Source organism: Rheinheimera muenzenbergensis (genome assembly GCF_036984005.1).
Taxonomy (GTDB): Bacteria; Pseudomonadota; Gammaproteobacteria; order Enterobacterales; family Alteromonadaceae; genus Alishewanella; species Alishewanella muenzenbergensis.
Map to the genome: position 1 here is coordinate 371,408 of NZ_JALAAR010000002.1, position 13,122 is coordinate 384,529.

18 protein-coding genes are annotated in these 13,122 nt (G+C 48.0%); 7 read left to right on the top strand and 11 right to left on the bottom strand.

The genetic code is table 11. From position 1 onward, the window contains the following. Nucleotides 1-49: 49 nt before the first annotated feature. On the bottom strand, nucleotides 50-1,036 hold the full coding sequence (gene acuI / locus MN202_RS03880; RefSeq protein ID WP_335734769.1) for an acrylyl-CoA reductase (NADPH): 987 nt from the start codon (nucleotides 1,034-1,036) through the stop codon (nucleotides 50-52). Nucleotides 1,037-1,078: 42 nt separating this feature from the next. Beyond that, on the bottom strand, nucleotides 1,079-1,708 hold the full coding sequence (acuR, locus tag MN202_RS03885) for an acrylate utilization transcriptional regulator AcuR (RefSeq protein ID WP_335734770.1): 630 nt from the start codon (nucleotides 1,706-1,708) through the stop codon (nucleotides 1,079-1,081). A 229-nt stretch (nucleotides 1,709-1,937) separates the two neighbouring features. Here acuR and MN202_RS03890 point away from each other — a divergent pair, with 229 nt between their 5' ends. Next, nucleotides 1,938-2,468: a hypothetical protein gene (locus MN202_RS03890; protein ID WP_335734771.1), complete on the top strand. Its 531-nt coding sequence runs from the start codon at nucleotides 1,938-1,940 to the stop codon at nucleotides 2,466-2,468. An 85-nt stretch (nucleotides 2,469-2,553) separates the two neighbouring features. On the opposite strand, the gene MN202_RS03895 is transcribed toward MN202_RS03890, so the two are convergent. Beyond that, nucleotides 2,554-2,886, bottom strand: coding sequence for an alpha/beta hydrolase family protein (locus MN202_RS03895; RefSeq protein WP_335734772.1), 333 nt, complete (start codon nucleotides 2,884-2,886; stop codon nucleotides 2,554-2,556). A 209-nt stretch (nucleotides 2,887-3,095) separates the two neighbouring features. Here MN202_RS03895 and MN202_RS03900 point away from each other — a divergent pair, with 209 nt between their 5' ends. Together MN202_RS03900 and MN202_RS03905 are read left to right on the top strand one after the other, a co-directional pair. After that, nucleotides 3,096-3,410 carry a helix-turn-helix transcriptional regulator gene (locus MN202_RS03900; RefSeq protein ID WP_008222020.1) on the top strand — a complete coding sequence of 105 codons (315 nt, stop codon included), beginning with the start codon at nucleotides 3,096-3,098 and terminating at the stop codon, nucleotides 3,408-3,410. Nucleotides 3,411-3,448: 38 nt separating this feature from the next. Beyond that, the gene (locus tag MN202_RS03905; protein ID WP_335734773.1) at nucleotides 3,449-3,757 is read left to right on the top strand and encodes an addiction module antidote protein; all 309 of its coding nucleotides are present in this window, start codon (nucleotides 3,449-3,451) and stop codon (nucleotides 3,755-3,757) included. Nucleotides 3,758-3,829: 72 nt separating this feature from the next. On the opposite strand, the gene MN202_RS03910 is transcribed toward MN202_RS03905, so the two are convergent. Further along, nucleotides 3,830-4,081: a hypothetical protein gene (locus tag MN202_RS03910; protein WP_335734774.1), complete on the bottom strand. Its 252-nt coding sequence runs from the start codon at nucleotides 4,079-4,081 to the stop codon at nucleotides 3,830-3,832. Then, nucleotides 4,078-4,608, bottom strand: a complete 531-nt coding sequence (locus tag MN202_RS03915; protein WP_335734775.1) for a hypothetical protein — start codon at nucleotides 4,606-4,608, stop codon at nucleotides 4,078-4,080. Before MN202_RS03915 ends, MN202_RS03910 begins: the two co-directional genes overlap by 4 nt. 468 nt (nucleotides 4,609-5,076) lie before the next feature. Between MN202_RS03915 and MN202_RS03920 the strand changes: the two genes are divergently transcribed. Continuing rightward, nucleotides 5,077-7,608 carry an SIR2 family protein gene (locus MN202_RS03920; RefSeq protein WP_335734776.1) on the top strand — a complete coding sequence of 844 codons (2,532 nt, stop codon included), beginning with the start codon at nucleotides 5,077-5,079 and terminating at the stop codon, nucleotides 7,606-7,608. Nucleotides 7,609-8,080: 472 nt separating this feature from the next. Here the strand turns inward: MN202_RS03920 and MN202_RS03925 are convergent, their stop codons facing one another. From MN202_RS03925 to MN202_RS03940, 4 genes are read right to left on the bottom strand one after another with little or no spacing between them, the layout of a single operon-like run. Next, on the bottom strand, nucleotides 8,081-8,248 hold the full coding sequence (locus MN202_RS03925; RefSeq protein ID WP_335734777.1) for a hypothetical protein: 168 nt from the start codon (nucleotides 8,246-8,248) through the stop codon (nucleotides 8,081-8,083). Further along, a complete protein-coding gene (locus MN202_RS03930) occupies nucleotides 8,245-8,466 on the bottom strand; it encodes an addiction module protein (RefSeq protein WP_335734778.1) in 222 nt (73 codons plus the stop codon). The genes MN202_RS03925 and MN202_RS03930 overlap by 4 nt, the downstream gene beginning before the upstream one ends. 60 nt (nucleotides 8,467-8,526) lie before the next feature. Continuing rightward, nucleotides 8,527-8,955, bottom strand: coding sequence for a hypothetical protein (locus MN202_RS03935; RefSeq protein WP_335734779.1), 429 nt, complete (start codon nucleotides 8,953-8,955; stop codon nucleotides 8,527-8,529). A 2-nt stretch (nucleotides 8,956-8,957) separates the two neighbouring features. Next, on the bottom strand, nucleotides 8,958-9,386 hold the full coding sequence (locus MN202_RS03940; RefSeq protein WP_335734780.1) for a hypothetical protein: 429 nt from the start codon (nucleotides 9,384-9,386) through the stop codon (nucleotides 8,958-8,960). A 340-nt stretch (nucleotides 9,387-9,726) separates the two neighbouring features. Here MN202_RS03940 and MN202_RS03945 point away from each other — a divergent pair, with 340 nt between their 5' ends. The 3 genes from MN202_RS03945 to MN202_RS03955 all read left to right on the top strand — a co-directional run bounded on the left by MN202_RS03945 (nucleotide 9,727) and on the right by MN202_RS03955 (nucleotide 11,005). After that, the gene (locus MN202_RS03945) at nucleotides 9,727-10,218 is read left to right on the top strand and encodes a nuclear transport factor 2 family protein (protein WP_335734781.1); all 492 of its coding nucleotides are present in this window, start codon (nucleotides 9,727-9,729) and stop codon (nucleotides 10,216-10,218) included. A 174-nt stretch (nucleotides 10,219-10,392) separates the two neighbouring features. Then, a complete protein-coding gene (locus MN202_RS03950) occupies nucleotides 10,393-10,767 on the top strand; it encodes a nuclear transport factor 2 family protein (RefSeq protein ID WP_335734782.1) in 375 nt (124 codons plus the stop codon). 19 nt (nucleotides 10,768-10,786) lie between these two features. Continuing rightward, on the top strand, nucleotides 10,787-11,005 hold the full coding sequence (locus MN202_RS03955) for a DUF6500 family protein (RefSeq protein ID WP_335734783.1): 219 nt from the start codon (nucleotides 10,787-10,789) through the stop codon (nucleotides 11,003-11,005). Here MN202_RS03955 and rraA read toward each other — a convergent pair. Together rraA and MN202_RS03965 are read right to left on the bottom strand one after the other, a co-directional pair. Next, entirely contained in the window at nucleotides 10,989-11,471 is a 483-nt protein-coding gene (gene rraA / locus MN202_RS03960) for a ribonuclease E activity regulator RraA (RefSeq protein ID WP_335734784.1), read from the bottom strand. The genes MN202_RS03955 and rraA overlap by 17 nt on opposite strands. Before the next feature lie 230 nt (nucleotides 11,472-11,701). Beyond that, nucleotides 11,702-13,114: an FAD-dependent oxidoreductase gene (locus MN202_RS03965; RefSeq protein WP_335734785.1), complete on the bottom strand. Its 1,413-nt coding sequence runs from the start codon at nucleotides 13,112-13,114 to the stop codon at nucleotides 11,702-11,704. Nucleotides 13,115-13,122 lie beyond the last annotated feature (8 nt).

Genomic DNA, 13,122 nt, shown 5'->3' on the forward strand with positions numbered 1-13,122 from the left:
ACCATAGCCTAGCTAAACAGTAGCTGTGTATTACCGCTGATGGCTTGGCTTAAAGCTGGTTTACATTCACTACGATACGTCCACGCACCTTGCCCTCGAGCAATTGCTGTGCGGTGTCACACACCTGCGATAAACCGATTTCGGTGGCGATATTTTCCAGCGTGCCGGCGTCCAACAGCGTTGCCAACTTTTCCCAGGCCTCGATGCGATCTTGAAGCGGGCGCATCACGCTGTCGATGCCGGCTAAGGTCACACCGCGCAGAATAAAGGGCGCTACCGTGCCTGGTAAATCCATGCCCTGCGCCAGACCACAGGCAGCAACAATACCACCGTACTTGGTACTGGCACAGGCATTAACCAGAGTATGGCTGCCGACAGAATCAACTACGCCAGCCCAGCGCTCTTTCGCCAGCGGTTTACCGGGTTCAGACAGGGTGTGCCGGTCAATAATATCGCTGGCGCCAAGCGCGGTTAAATAGCCGGCTTCTGCCATTCTGCCGGTCGCGGCGACAACGCTGTAACCCAGTTTAGCCAGTATCGCTATGGCATAACTGCCGACGCCGCCATTGGCGCCGGTAACCAGTATTTCGCCGTTTCCCGGCTTTACGCCATGCTTTTGCAGCGCCATCACACACAGCATAGCGGTGTAGCCTGCAGTACCAATTGCCATTGCCTGTTTGGCTGTTAACCCCTTGGGCAGGGCAATTAACCATTCGCTGTTAAGTTGGGCTTGTTGTGCCAGGCCGCCGCAGTGCGCTTCACCAACGCCAAAACCGTTTAGCAGCACCTCGTCACCGGCTTTAAACTTACCCGAGCTGCAGCTTATTACTGTGCCGGCTAAATCAATGCCGGGGATCATGGGAAATTTACGCACCACCGGGGCTTTACCGCTAATGGCCAGCGCATCTTTATAATTAAGCGTGCTGTAAGCCACACTAAGCCGCGTATCGCCGTCCATTAGCACAGAGTCGTCTAAATCTTTAAGCGCGGCATGATAACCGCTCTCGTCTTTTTCAATTAATACGCCTTTAAACATAGTGTCTCCCCAATAGACGTAACGCCTATTTATTAACAAAATTTACTTGCCTAACCCCTGAATAAACAGCGCCAGATAGCGCTCTAACGGTTTTGTACTTTGCTCCAGCCGCGAGCGGCTGACCGCGCCCTCCCAGCCAATCCAGAAAAACTCGGCCAGTGCAGTGCAATCAGCCGTTGGCGCTAACTCACCGGCCAGTTGCGCCTCGCGCAGACAGGCAGCAATACGCTGCTGCCAGCTTTGAAAGATAGCTATCAGCACCGCTCGAAAGCTTTCGGGTAATACATCTACTTCCTGGCCTAAATTGCCCACCAGGCAACCGCGCTTAAACCTATGCCGGGCCATGCCCTGTTTGGCATCGTCAACAAAATTGCCAATCCGCGTAAGCGGCGAAAAGCGCTGATCAAGCAAGCAGCTATCAAGCTTGCTGGCAAAGTAGTTGGCGTAGCTATCAAGCACGGCATGGCCAAAGGCTTCTTTACTTTTGAAGTAAAAATAAAACGAGCCTTTAGGCACCCCGACGCTTTTTAGCACCTTATCCAGGCCAGAGGCGGTAAAACCGATTTCGGTTAAATGCTCAAGCCCGCTTCGAATAAGCTCGGCGCGGATATCCCGCTGTTGTGCCGTTCTGGGCGGCCGGCCTCGGCGGGGTGTGGTATTTAATGTCGTCATGCAAGAATAATAGACCGATCGTCTATAAGGGCAAATTAGACAAAGGTCGAAGCTGCGTTGGGGTTGATATACAAAGCAGTGTGTATCAGGCAAATAGCAAGGCCTGACCCCAAGCCCCTGGTGACCCCAAGCCCCTGGTGCCTAAGTATGTTGTTTTATTGCATTTTTTCGACAAAGAGCAGTTTAGCAAGCATAATAAACGCCACTAACAGATTGGACATTAAGCTGGATGAAAAAAATAACCATAGTATTGTCTTTTGTGCTGGCGCTTATTGGCGCAGTAATCGTATTTAAGCAAAGCATTATTTCAGCAGTCATTTTGCCACAATATATCGACTGGGCCCTTGAAACAGAAGCTGCTGGTGTAAAAATGGGTGAGCCGCTTAACGAAGCGCAGTTAGCACTTGCCAAAGAGATCGGCATAAAAAAACCGGAAGAAGTCAGGTTGGTGTACGTCGATGCCGTGCCATTTCCGCATCACAATCCTATGCTGAAATTCGTCGGTGAGGCCACAGGTTTTATTGGCGATGGCATAGTTAACAACGCTCAGGTATTTGGTTACTCGATTTATGTCAGAAAAGACTATCCGCTAAATACGCCTAAGCTCGCGCACGAGCTGGTGCATGTGTTGCAAATAGAGCGTGCCAGCTTAAAGCAGGTGATCACTCAACACTTTGCCGATTTAGTTAACTACGGCTACGACAACTCGCCGCTGGAGCTGGAAGCTTTTGAGGCAAATAAAACATACAAAGACCGCTAACGCGCCAGCTAATTTAGCGCAGTTGTTAGAGCCTAACAGAACCCCAAGGGCACTCAATGTACCGGTGGCGCATCGGGATCTTGCATCAGAGTGTTGCAGCGGCAAGCCAGGCGGCAAGCTGGCTGGCGGGTAGGTTAGTATTGTGGCTACCGCTGTAGCTTTTAAGCGTGGCAACGCCGGGCGCAAATGCCCGGTACAGCGCCTCGCTGTGGGTACGGCCGATAATTTCATCTTGTTCTGCCAGTAAAATCAGCGTCGGGCTGTTAATGCCAGGCGCATAGGCCACAGAGTTGTAAGTATCTTTTAGCAACCACTTAACCGGAAACAGCGGAAACTGCCGCTGTAACAGATACAGCAATAAGCACAGCAGGCAATAGCCAGCCAGCACATAGCCTGTCAGAGTAAACAGCATACGCATGGTCTATCCGGCAGTAGGAGAAAGGGTGTAAAGCAGCTTAGCGGATAGCGGGGCTAAAGCAAACGGCATTGTTTGAGGCCAGAGGTTAGCTCTCTGGCAAGGCGCTGGCGTCAACGCTTTTCAACAGTTGGCTCAAGGGCTAAGCTGTATTGACATAAGGTTCGCCGTGTAATTTCAACGCGCGTTTCAACGTTAAGGTAATAGATGAAATGACAAACAATACGGAATTGCTAAGCAGTGAAAACCTGCGCGAGATGGGCCTGATTGGCCCGCCAAAAGCCGCCGGCGCACATTTTAAACGCTATCTTCAGCGTAAAAACCTGACAGCAGCCGATGCAGCCCGTGATCTGAATGTGGCTAAATCTACCATCACCCGTTTTATAAATGGCGAAAGTGAGTTAAGCATTGATCTGGCAACCAAGATTAAGCGGGTTTATAACGCGCCGGTAGAGGTGTTTTTTAAAATTGACGCCCAGTACAAAGCCTATGTTGTGGCGCAGAATATTGCCAAATCAGTGGCGTAAGCTGCTGTAGTCAAACGATATGGGCAGAGGTGTAGGTTATGGCTATTAAAACCATGCGCTGGGACAGCGCAGAGCATTTAAAAACTGACGAAGATATTCAGCTATATCTTGAAGCCTGCATTGAAGAAGCGGGTGATGATCCGGCTTTTATTGTGCATGCGTTAGGTGTAATTGCCAAAGCGAAAAATATGAGCCAACTGGCGCGCGATACCGGCATCAGCCGCGAAGGCTTGTATAAAGCTTTTTCACCAGACGGCAACCCTACCTTTGCTACTGTAGCCAAGGTTGCCAAAGCACTGGGGCTGCAAATTACTGTGCAAACGGCTAATTCCACCCAGCCTGGTTAGGTTTACTTGAGCAGTCGGTTATCAGCAGCAGCTAAGCCAGGTTTTGCTGTTGAACTTCGAGTCCTTAAAGTCCTAGGGTTTCTTTTTACTGTTGTTATCTACCACAATCTTTACCCGTTCATGCGGCATATATTCTTCCGGTTCGTCAGGAAAGGCTTCAGCATCGGTATTAGTCATGCTTTCAAAGCTACCGGACAATACGCCAACTTCGTCTTCTAAATCGGGTACGCTTTCCAGCTCTTTAACGCGTTTGGCTATCCGCTTACCAAGCCATTCGTCAAACTCGGGAGTACCGGGTTCAGGCCTGTCAGTTCGTTTGTTCATAGTAAATCCTTCACACAGTAGTCACTTTTACCGCCAACATAGGTGAAGCCCATAGCTTCATAATGCGAACGTACTTTGCTGTTTATTGGGTTCATTATTCTGATCTGCTCAGCGCCAATAATGTCTGCATAAGTTTCCGCGACTAAAACCGTTAATTGTACCGTCTGGCCTGTTAGTGGTGTTTTCTCAGGAGAAGATTCAATCATATCTAAACGCAATTTGCCGGCACCCCAGGTTGGTCGACCCAATGACACACTGCACAGCTTACTATGAAACCAGATAGCGAGCTCAAACCGTTTAGGATAAATGGCGGCGTAACGGCTGGCCCAATGCTGCCACGACCACATTACCCGGCGATCAGGATGCGCCTCCCAACGGGATAACTGCGCCATTGTTCTGCCTGTAATATCGTCAAGCGTTACCGCTTCCCGAATGTTCAATGGCATTTTCTCTAAAGACTTTAACCGGCTTTGTTCCCGTAACTGGGCATATGTGCGATCTGCCAACTGGTGGCTTGCTTGTTTCATCCTTCATCCTTGTAAATTAAAGTTAAAAAAATAGTAACTTTTTAAAGTGTATTGAGCAAGCAAGAAAATAGTTTTCTGGCTGGGGGGCTGTTGGTTAATCAGGTGAGATTACACGGAACAGAAAATTCTTTTCTTATTGAAGCAGGTTTCAACTAACGCCAGAACAAATTTTTAGCACAAAAAACAACCAGAAAGCGGCAATATCAGCATTAAATCAGAAGTTCGTTGGTTTTATTTGAACTCCAAATGGCAGCATGGATTTTGATGCGACCGCTGGTTTTGGTAAAGAACTGTACGCTGGTTCAATAGCTTAGCCGATTTAAATACTTGACGGTGTTTAAGTTTAAGGTAAAGGTGGTAGCTGATTGACAGTTAGCTGGTTTGATAAAACAACTGAAGGTATGACAAAAGGCAAGACCCATCCCCGAAGTTATTAAATTAAAACAAGGTTTGAGGAGAATGGGCAAAGTGTCACAACAATATTCTATTGCTGATTTGGCTGAATTTATTCGTAAAGCAAAGGAAAGCGAAAAGCCATTCGTATTTTTTACTGGTGCGGGTTGCTCTTTCAAGGCGGGAATTCCACTGGCGAAACAACTAATAGAAGATATGCAAAAGCATTTTAAAACTGAGCTGAAGTTACTGGTTGGTGCTGATCGCGAAGACTACGGAAAGTGCATGGCACAAATTGGACGCGATGACCGTAGACGCTTTCTGAAAGGCTATATTGACAAAGCAAAGATCAATTGGGCGCATATTGCTTTAGCGTGTTTGTTGCGGGCAGGTTATATTGGCCGAGTTTTAACTTTTAACTTCGATAATTTATTGGCACGTAGCTGTGGATTATTGGGTTTGTATCCCGCAACTTACGATTTTACAGCTGCCAATTTAAACCTCTATCATTTAATTGATAACCCAGCCGTTGTACATTTGCACGGACAGAGCCACGGTTTTGCCCAGCTTAACTCTGATGAAGAAACAGCCGATCATGCGTTGCAATTGAGCCAATTTGTTCGCGCGACTTTAAATGAATCGCCAGCATTGTTTATTGGTTATAGTGGGCAGGCGGATGCTTTTTTCCCACAGATTAAAAATCATTTTTCAGGTCAACACCGGCTGTTTTGGGTGGATATGGCTGAGCAAGCGCCCTCGCATATTGCCGATTCTATTTTGCAAACAAACTTAGCGCATTATATGCGCTGTGCTGATGGAGCTGATTTATTTTTGATCGAATTGGCGCAACAGCTAGATTGTTTTCCGCCGATGATTTTTACTGATCCATATGCTCACCAACTCGATGAGTTAGAAGCAGTCTCAGCGTTTCCACAACGCAATGAGAATAAAATAAAAACCGGCGATCAATCTGATGTTGGCATGTCTGCTTCAACAATTACTCACGATATTTTGCAAGGGTTGCGGCAACGTCTAAAACAGGCACAGCAACGAGAAAAAGAAACACATGGTCCAAACTATCTTGAATTGTATTTACAGGGTAAATTTCAGGACATTATTAATCATTCTAAATCGGCCAGAAGTTTGGAAATTGCTGAGCAAGACTGGGTTGCTAAGGCTTATTTGAGATGGGCACTCAAGCAAACTGATCTCGAGCTGGAAATCAAAGTTTATGATGAGCTAATCCAGCGTTTTGGTCTAAGCGATGTATCAGGGGTGCAAGATCAAGTGGCTCAGGCAATGGTCAACAAAGGCATCACGCTGGGGCAGCTGGGTCGTTCAGAAAACGAAATAGTGGTGTATGACGAGCTTATCCAGCGTTTTGGTATGAGCGATGTGCCAGAAATACAAGAATCAGTGGCTCAGGCACTCGTCAATAAAGGTATAACGGAGGGGCAGCTGGGTCGCTCAGCAAATGCAATCACTGTGTATGACGAGCTAATCCAGCGTTTTGGCACTAGCACTTTGCCAGAAATGCAAGAGCTAGTGGTCAAGGCATTGGTCAACAAAGGCGTAAGGCTGGGCATGCTTGAGTGTTTTGAAGACGCAATCACCGTGTATGACGAAATAATCCAGCGTTTTGGCACAAGCGATGTGCCCGAAGTGCACGAATTAGTAGCTCAGGCACTGGTCAACAAAGGCGTAAGCTTGGGCAAGCTGGGTCGTTCAGAAAACGAAATAATGGTGTATGACGAGCTAATCCAGCGTTATGGTATAAGCGATGTGCCAGAAGTGCAAAAGAAAGTGGCTCAGGCTTTGCTGTACAAGGGCATCACGTTAGGTCAGCTGGATCGGCCAGAAGGCGAAATCCTGGTCTATGACGAGCTGATCCAGCGTTTTGGCACGAGCGATGTGCTAGAAGTGCAAGAATCAGTGGCTCAGGCACTCGTCAATAAAGGTATAACGGAGGGGCAGCTGGGTCGTTCAGCAAATGCAATCACTGTGTATGACGAGCTAATCCAGCGTTTTGGCACAAGTGATGTGCCAGAGTTGCAAGAGGCGTTGGCTAAGGGAATGCTATTCAAAGGAATTACGCTGGATAAAGTGGAGCGTTCAGAAGACGCAATCTCGGTGTGGGACGAACTAATCCAGCGGTTTGGTACAAGCGTTTTACCAGAGGTGCAAGAGGCAGTGGCTAAGGGAATGCTATTCAAAGGCATTACGCTGGATAAAGTGGAGCGTTCAGAAAATGCATTCCCGGTCTATGACGAGCTAATCCAGCGTTTTGGCACGAGCACTGTGCCAGAAGTGCAAGAGCAAGTGGTCATGGCTCTGATCAACAAAGGCGTAAGGCTGGGCAAGCTGGATCGCTCAGAAGACGAAATCACCGTGTATGATGAACTAATCCAACGTTTTGGCACTAGCGATTTACCAGAGGTGCAAGAAGCAGTGGCTAAGTCAATGCTATATAAAGGTATCACGTTGGGCCAACTGGAGCGTTCAGAAGAAGCAATAATAGTGTATGACGAGTTAATGGAGCGTTTTGGCACAAGTGATGTACCAGAGGTGCAAAAAATAGTGGCTAGTGCAATAGCCAACAAAGGGTAAAACTAATTACGACAAACTTATGGAAGTACAGTGTCAGGTCTAATGCATTTTAACTTTTGGCAAAACGGCTGGGCAATATCTGGGATGCTGCCATTCATACTGTTAGTGATTTAAAGGGACACATATGAAAAGACAGGTTTTATTTATAATTTTACTGCTTTTGTCGGGATGTACAGTAGTACCTGAAAAGCCGGCTGATAATAATTTTAAAATCGATTTCGGAAAAGTAATCGAAGTGGGTGAGTATTATCAAATTGAAAAACCAGCTAATGAATTTCAGATAGTGTCTGTCTTCGTGTCTGTCTTCGGGGTCAGGTCTTGCCTTTTGACTGTCAACTAAGCGCTAGGACTCCAGGCTTTTAGCTGTCTTTGCGGGTTTAGCCTGCATATCTAATACTCGCCACACTACCGCTTCATCTGGCTTTGGCATTTTGTAATAAATTGCATAAGGAAAACGATGTGCCAGCATTCGTTAATGGCCAAAAACCTGCTGGTGGATACCGGCGTAAATAACTAGAGAATCAATATCACTAAACAGGGCGTCCAGGAAGTAGTCACCAAGATGCTCTCCTTGCTGTTGATAGAACAAACGGCCATTCTCCAGATCGTTTATTGCAGCAGTGAGAACCTTAATTTTCATCGGAATTTATTACGTAAACTCTGCTTCGCCAGCTCCCAGTCATGCGTTACTTCATCACCTTCTCTAACCGCATTTTCTGTTTGCTGTAAAGCTTGCTGATGCCAGGCAGGGGAGGCGAGTTTATCGGCACCTTCGGTAGTGAGTTCTTGCCACAAGGTTTCCATCACCTGCAGTTTTTCGGCGGTGGAAAGCTGTTTGATTTGTTCAGCGGTAATCATAAAACTGGCCGTAATAAATAACCTGAGTGGAGCATAGTAGCAGCGGTTGGATAACTCAAATTAGCCGGGAAACAACTCCGCGCAATTGGTTATCGGCTTAAGCTCAGTGAATTGTTCCAGAAACACAACGTGAACCTGCTCAATTAACCAGCTGTCGTTCTCAGCACGGTAAGCCAAATTAAACTGCAGTGGCTGTTGCTCATTGTCCTGGCCGACTACTGCCACGCAACCACTGTTCCCAGTGATTAACTCTTTATGCTGCAATGACTTAGCCATCATGTTTTTAAACAGCAATTGCTGTGTGACGCTAGCATCACTAAACGACTGCGGTAACAGGTTAGAACTAAAGTAAATCGGTGCCAGTTGCTCGACATTTTCGGCATTCATCTGGCTGCTGTAATCAGTGTAGGTTTGGAACAAAGAAACCGGCTTTGTCGCCGCGCAACCGATCAAAGCCAATAGGGCTGCGGCACTAACAATATATTTCATCCCTAGTTCCCCATTATTTGCTGGTACTGGTGCTCAAGAGCTTGGTTTCGGCCTTTCATTGCCCTTGCTGCACGGCACAGCAAGCCTGAGCAGGATAGAATAAGCGCCTCTATATCAAATTCGCCTGATACTGACATGCTTATAATTTCCAGGCTGAATGTAGCGGTGTATTTAACGTTATTGTCGCTTCCACGTGTGAAGCTTATGCTTACCCGTTTAATTTTTGCACCAATCTGCTCGAGCGCTGGTGAGCCGCTAAATGTCAGATTGCCTGCTGCTCCAGATAACGTAGCTTTGCCGTTCTGATCTATTGTCAGCTTGGTACTGCCTGATTTAGCCATCAGTTTCACTGTAAGATCGTTGTCCGTTGAGTATGCCAGCTCAATTAACTTGGCTATCGTGATTTTCAGTTCTGCGCGTTTAACATCCATGTCATTGGTTCCTAGCATTCAAAGTTAACCGATTATAAACAAATAAAACGTCGCATCAACTTTTAGATGTGTAGAAATCGTGAAACGAGCTATTAAAAGGGGTGTTGAAAAGAGTTGCGTACGTTGATGTTCAGCTGAGTGCAGCCGCTGGTGTGTAGCTGCTTCAGTTTAAAATATTCGGTCATTGCGTGCGCAATAGCGGTGAAAAGATGTATCGTTGGCAGAATAAGGTCGTCGTACATATTAGAATTCCTATAGTTGTATGAGAAAGCCAAATGCGGCCTCTCTTCTTCTATAGTCTGTGTTAAATATTTTTTTGACCCATAGATTCGGGAATACCATGGACTGCAAGCTGCTTACACAGCATTTAATTGAACTGGAACAGCTACTGGTACAGCCCGCTACGCGTTTATCTGCCGAACTACTTAACCGCTATTTAGCCGATGATTTTTATGAAATCGGCGCAACCGGCCGCTGTTTTGGTAAAGCGGATGTGCTTGAGCGTTTACCAACAGAAACGCCACCTGAGATTACCCAACAAGACTTTACCTGCAAGGTTTTGGCCGATGGCCTGGCGCAGCTTACTTACCGCGCCACGATACAGCGCGCAGGAAACGATAGCCCAAGCTACTCGGTGCGCAGTTCAATCTATCGTTTTGATGGCGAACACTGGCAGATGATTTTTCATCAGGGGACAGCGTGCGAGCCGTTTGATGTCGCAGCACAGCCCACAGAGGTGGTTGTAGGAAGAACAACCGAGCCGCTAACTGATGAGGATTGGCTGGACTTTGCCACTATTTTACTTGAGCCGCCGGGCTATCTAAAAAAATAGTGCTATCTCATTACGCGTACCTCAGGGTCAGGTCTTGCCTTTTGCCTTTGCTGCTCAGGCGCGGTTTCTCATATCAAAATCTTGGTATTATTATCCGCATGAACAACCTGGTTTAGGGTATACCACCCTAGCCAGCCCTGAGTACCAGACCAGCTTTAGCGGAGATCTTAAAAATTGCATAGCGACACCACTAAACAGCAATTAATTGAGCTGGAACAGCTGCTGGTGCAGCCTGCCACCCGATTATCAGTTGAACTGCTAGACCGCTATCTGGCCGATGATTTTCATGAAATCTCCGCTACCGGCCGCTGCTTTGGTAAAGCTGATGTGCTACAACGCCTGCCAGCTGAAACGCCGCCGGTTATTAGCCAACAAGATTTTGACTGCCGGGTTTTGGCCGATGGCCTGGCGCAGCTGACTTACCGTGCAACGATACAGCGTGCAGAGAGCAATAGCCCCAGCTATTCGGTGCGCAGCTCTCTCTGGCGCTTTGATGCTGAAAACTGGCAGATGATTTTTCACCAAGGCACTGCTTGTAACCCATTTTAACCGCAGGAACTACCGCACTATGCGCGATGCATTAAGACAAAAAATTATTGCCGTTTGTGACAAAAAGATCCTCGCCAAAGGCGAGACAGTGGGCGTGTCGTTTTACGCCTTTTTTGCCAATAAAAACGATGACCCGGCGCTATTAATGGAAGCGGCGACCTGGTGGATCCAAACCCAGCGGCTGGACCATTTTGAAAAAGCGCTAAAGATAAAGCAGCTGGTTACTGCAGGGCTTTAATCGCGACCAGCACGCCGTTGTTATCGGCATAGACAAACTGGCCGGGGATAAAATCTACCCCGGCGAAAGTTACCGTTAGATTGATATCACCTAGATCGCGCTTGTCGGTTTTCATCGGGTGAATACCCAGCGCCTGAACACCGAGCGGCGTTTGGCGGATCTCGTCGATATCACGAATACAGCCGTTGATAATAATACCCTCCCAGCCGTTTGCTGCGGCTTGTTCGGCCAGCATATCACCGAGCAGGGCATGGCGTTTAGAGCCGCCACCGTCTACCACTAACACTTTACCCTGGCCCGGTGTGGCGACTAATTGTTTAACTTTGGAATTATCTTCAAAGCATTTCACCGTAACAATTTGCCCGCCAAAGGCGGTTTTGCCGCCGTAGTTTTGAAAAATGGGCTCGGCTACGCGAATAGAGTCGGCGTGGGCGTCGCAGAGGTCGGGTAGGGTGAAGTGGGGCATGTTGTTGTCCTTTTCAGTAACTTCCAGCTGTGTAGAAGTGCTCGAGCCGGTTTGCCCACGCCAACACGTCGTAAACCCATCCATGGGGACTCCTCTATGCCCGTCCAGGGCATAGACGGTTGGCTTAGGGCAAACCTAATCTCGCTTTAACAGTCCGCTGCTGCAGATGGCACAAGCAACAGCAGGTAGTTAAACCTGCTGTTTATACCTCCAGGCTTATACTTCCAAGCCTATACTTCTAAGTAATCCAGTATACCTTCGGCGGCTTTACGGCCCTGGGCGATAGCGGTAACTACCAAATCAGAACCTAACACCATATCGCCACCGGCAAAGATTTTCTGCTGGTTGGTTTGCATGGCATAGGTACTCTTTTCGCTGGCAACAACCCGGCCTTTGCTATCGAGCTCCACACCCATATCGACTAACCACTGCGGCGGGCTGGGCTGAAAACCAAAAGCAATAACCACCGCATCAGCAGGTAGCACCTGCTCGGAGCCTGGCACCGGCTCGGGGCTGCGGCGGCCTTTGGCATCGGGTGCGCCCATTTGGGTGGTGACTACTTTAACGCCAATCACTTTACCTTCTGCATTAACCTCGATACCCAACGGCTGTAAGTTAAACAAAAACTCGACGCCTTCTTCGCGCGCGTTTTGTACTTCTTTACGTGAGCCTGGCATATTGGCTTCGTCACGCCGGTAGGCGCAGCTTACCTTGGTTGCGCCCTGACGTATGGAGGTGCGTACGCAGTCCATTGCCGTGTCGCCACCGCCTAATACCACTACAGTTTTATCTTTTAAGCTAACGTACGGGTGCTCGGTTTGCCAGCCCATTAAGTTATTGATATTACCAATTAAAAACGGCAATGCTTCATATACACCTGGTGCGTCTTCATTGGTTAAGCCGCCTTTCATTGGCGTGTAGGTGCCCAGCGCTAAAAACACCGCGTCATACTCGTTAAGTAAGCTGTCAAAGCTGACATCAACGCCTACGTTAGTGTTTAAGCGAAACTCGATACCCATTTCGCTGAAAATTTGCCGGCGCAGCTTAAGTACGTCTTTTTCCAGCTTAAACGGCGGTATACCAAAGGTTAACAGGCCGCCGATTTCCGGATAGCGGTCGAACACCACCGGTGTGACGCCATTGCGGATCAGTACGTCAGCGCAAGCTAAACCTGCCGGGCCGGCACCGATCACGGCGACGCGGCGCTCGGTTTTTACCACGGCCGATAAATCCGGCCGCCAGCCCATTTCAAAGGCTTTATCGGTAATATACTTTTCAATACTGCCGATGGTAACGGCGCCAAAGCCTTCGTTAAGCGTACAGGCGCCTTCGCATAAGCGATCCTGCGGGCAGACCCGGCCGCATACCTCGGGCAGGCTGTTGGTTTTGTGCGCCAGTTCGGCAGCTTCTAAAATTTTGCCTTCATTGGCCAGCTTTAACCACTGCGGAATATAGTTGTGCACCGGGCACTTCCATTCACAGTAAGGGTTGCCGCAATCCAGGCAGCGATCGGCCTGACCTTCTACCTGGGTGTGGGTCATTGGCTGATAAATTTCCACGAACTCGATAGTGCGTTCGCTGTGTGAGCGTTTTGGCGGATCAATCCGTTTTACGTCGATAAACTGGTATACATTCTGTGCCATAACGTCTC

Bases quoted from the DNA above. Each gene is read 5' to 3' on its own strand.
- MN202_RS03905 (WP_335734773.1), top strand. From the start codon at position 3,449: ATGGCTATTAAAACCATGCGCTGGGACAGCGCAGAGCATTTAAAAACT.
- MN202_RS03935 (WP_335734779.1), bottom strand. From the start codon at position 8,955: ATGAAATATATTGTTAGTGCCGCAGCCCTATTGGCTTTGATCGGTTGC.
- MN202_RS03925 (WP_335734777.1), bottom strand. From the start codon at position 8,248: ATGAAAATTAAGGTTCTCACTGCTGCAATAAACGATCTGGAGAATGGC.
- rraA (WP_335734784.1), bottom strand. From the start codon at position 11,471: ATGCCCCACTTCACCCTACCCGACCTCTGCGACGCCCACGCCGACTCT.
- MN202_RS03965 (WP_335734785.1), bottom strand. From the start codon at position 13,114: ATGGCACAGAATGTATACCAGTTTATCGACGTAAAACGGATTGATCCG.
- MN202_RS03915 (WP_335734775.1), bottom strand. From the start codon at position 4,608: ATGAAACAAGCAAGCCACCAGTTGGCAGATCGCACATATGCCCAGTTA.
- MN202_RS03890 (WP_335734771.1), top strand. From the start codon at position 1,938: ATGAAAAAAATAACCATAGTATTGTCTTTTGTGCTGGCGCTTATTGGC.
- MN202_RS03900 (WP_008222020.1), top strand. From the start codon at position 3,096: ATGACAAACAATACGGAATTGCTAAGCAGTGAAAACCTGCGCGAGATG.
- MN202_RS03940 (WP_335734780.1), bottom strand. From the start codon at position 9,386: ATGGATGTTAAACGCGCAGAACTGAAAATCACGATAGCCAAGTTAATT.
- acuI (WP_335734769.1), bottom strand. From the start codon at position 1,036: ATGTTTAAAGGCGTATTAATTGAAAAAGACGAGAGCGGTTATCATGCC.
- MN202_RS03895 (WP_335734772.1), bottom strand. From the start codon at position 2,886: ATGCGTATGCTGTTTACTCTGACAGGCTATGTGCTGGCTGGCTATTGC.
- MN202_RS03910 (WP_335734774.1), bottom strand. From the start codon at position 4,081: ATGAACAAACGAACTGACAGGCCTGAACCCGGTACTCCCGAGTTTGAC.
- MN202_RS03955 (WP_335734783.1), top strand. From the start codon at position 10,787: ATGCGCGATGCATTAAGACAAAAAATTATTGCCGTTTGTGACAAAAAG.
- MN202_RS03945 (WP_335734781.1), top strand. From the start codon at position 9,727: ATGGACTGCAAGCTGCTTACACAGCATTTAATTGAACTGGAACAGCTA.
- MN202_RS03930 (WP_335734778.1), bottom strand. From the start codon at position 8,466: ATGATTACCGCTGAACAAATCAAACAGCTTTCCACCGCCGAAAAACTG.
- acuR (WP_335734770.1), bottom strand. From the start codon at position 1,708: ATGACGACATTAAATACCACACCCCGCCGAGGCCGGCCGCCCAGAACG.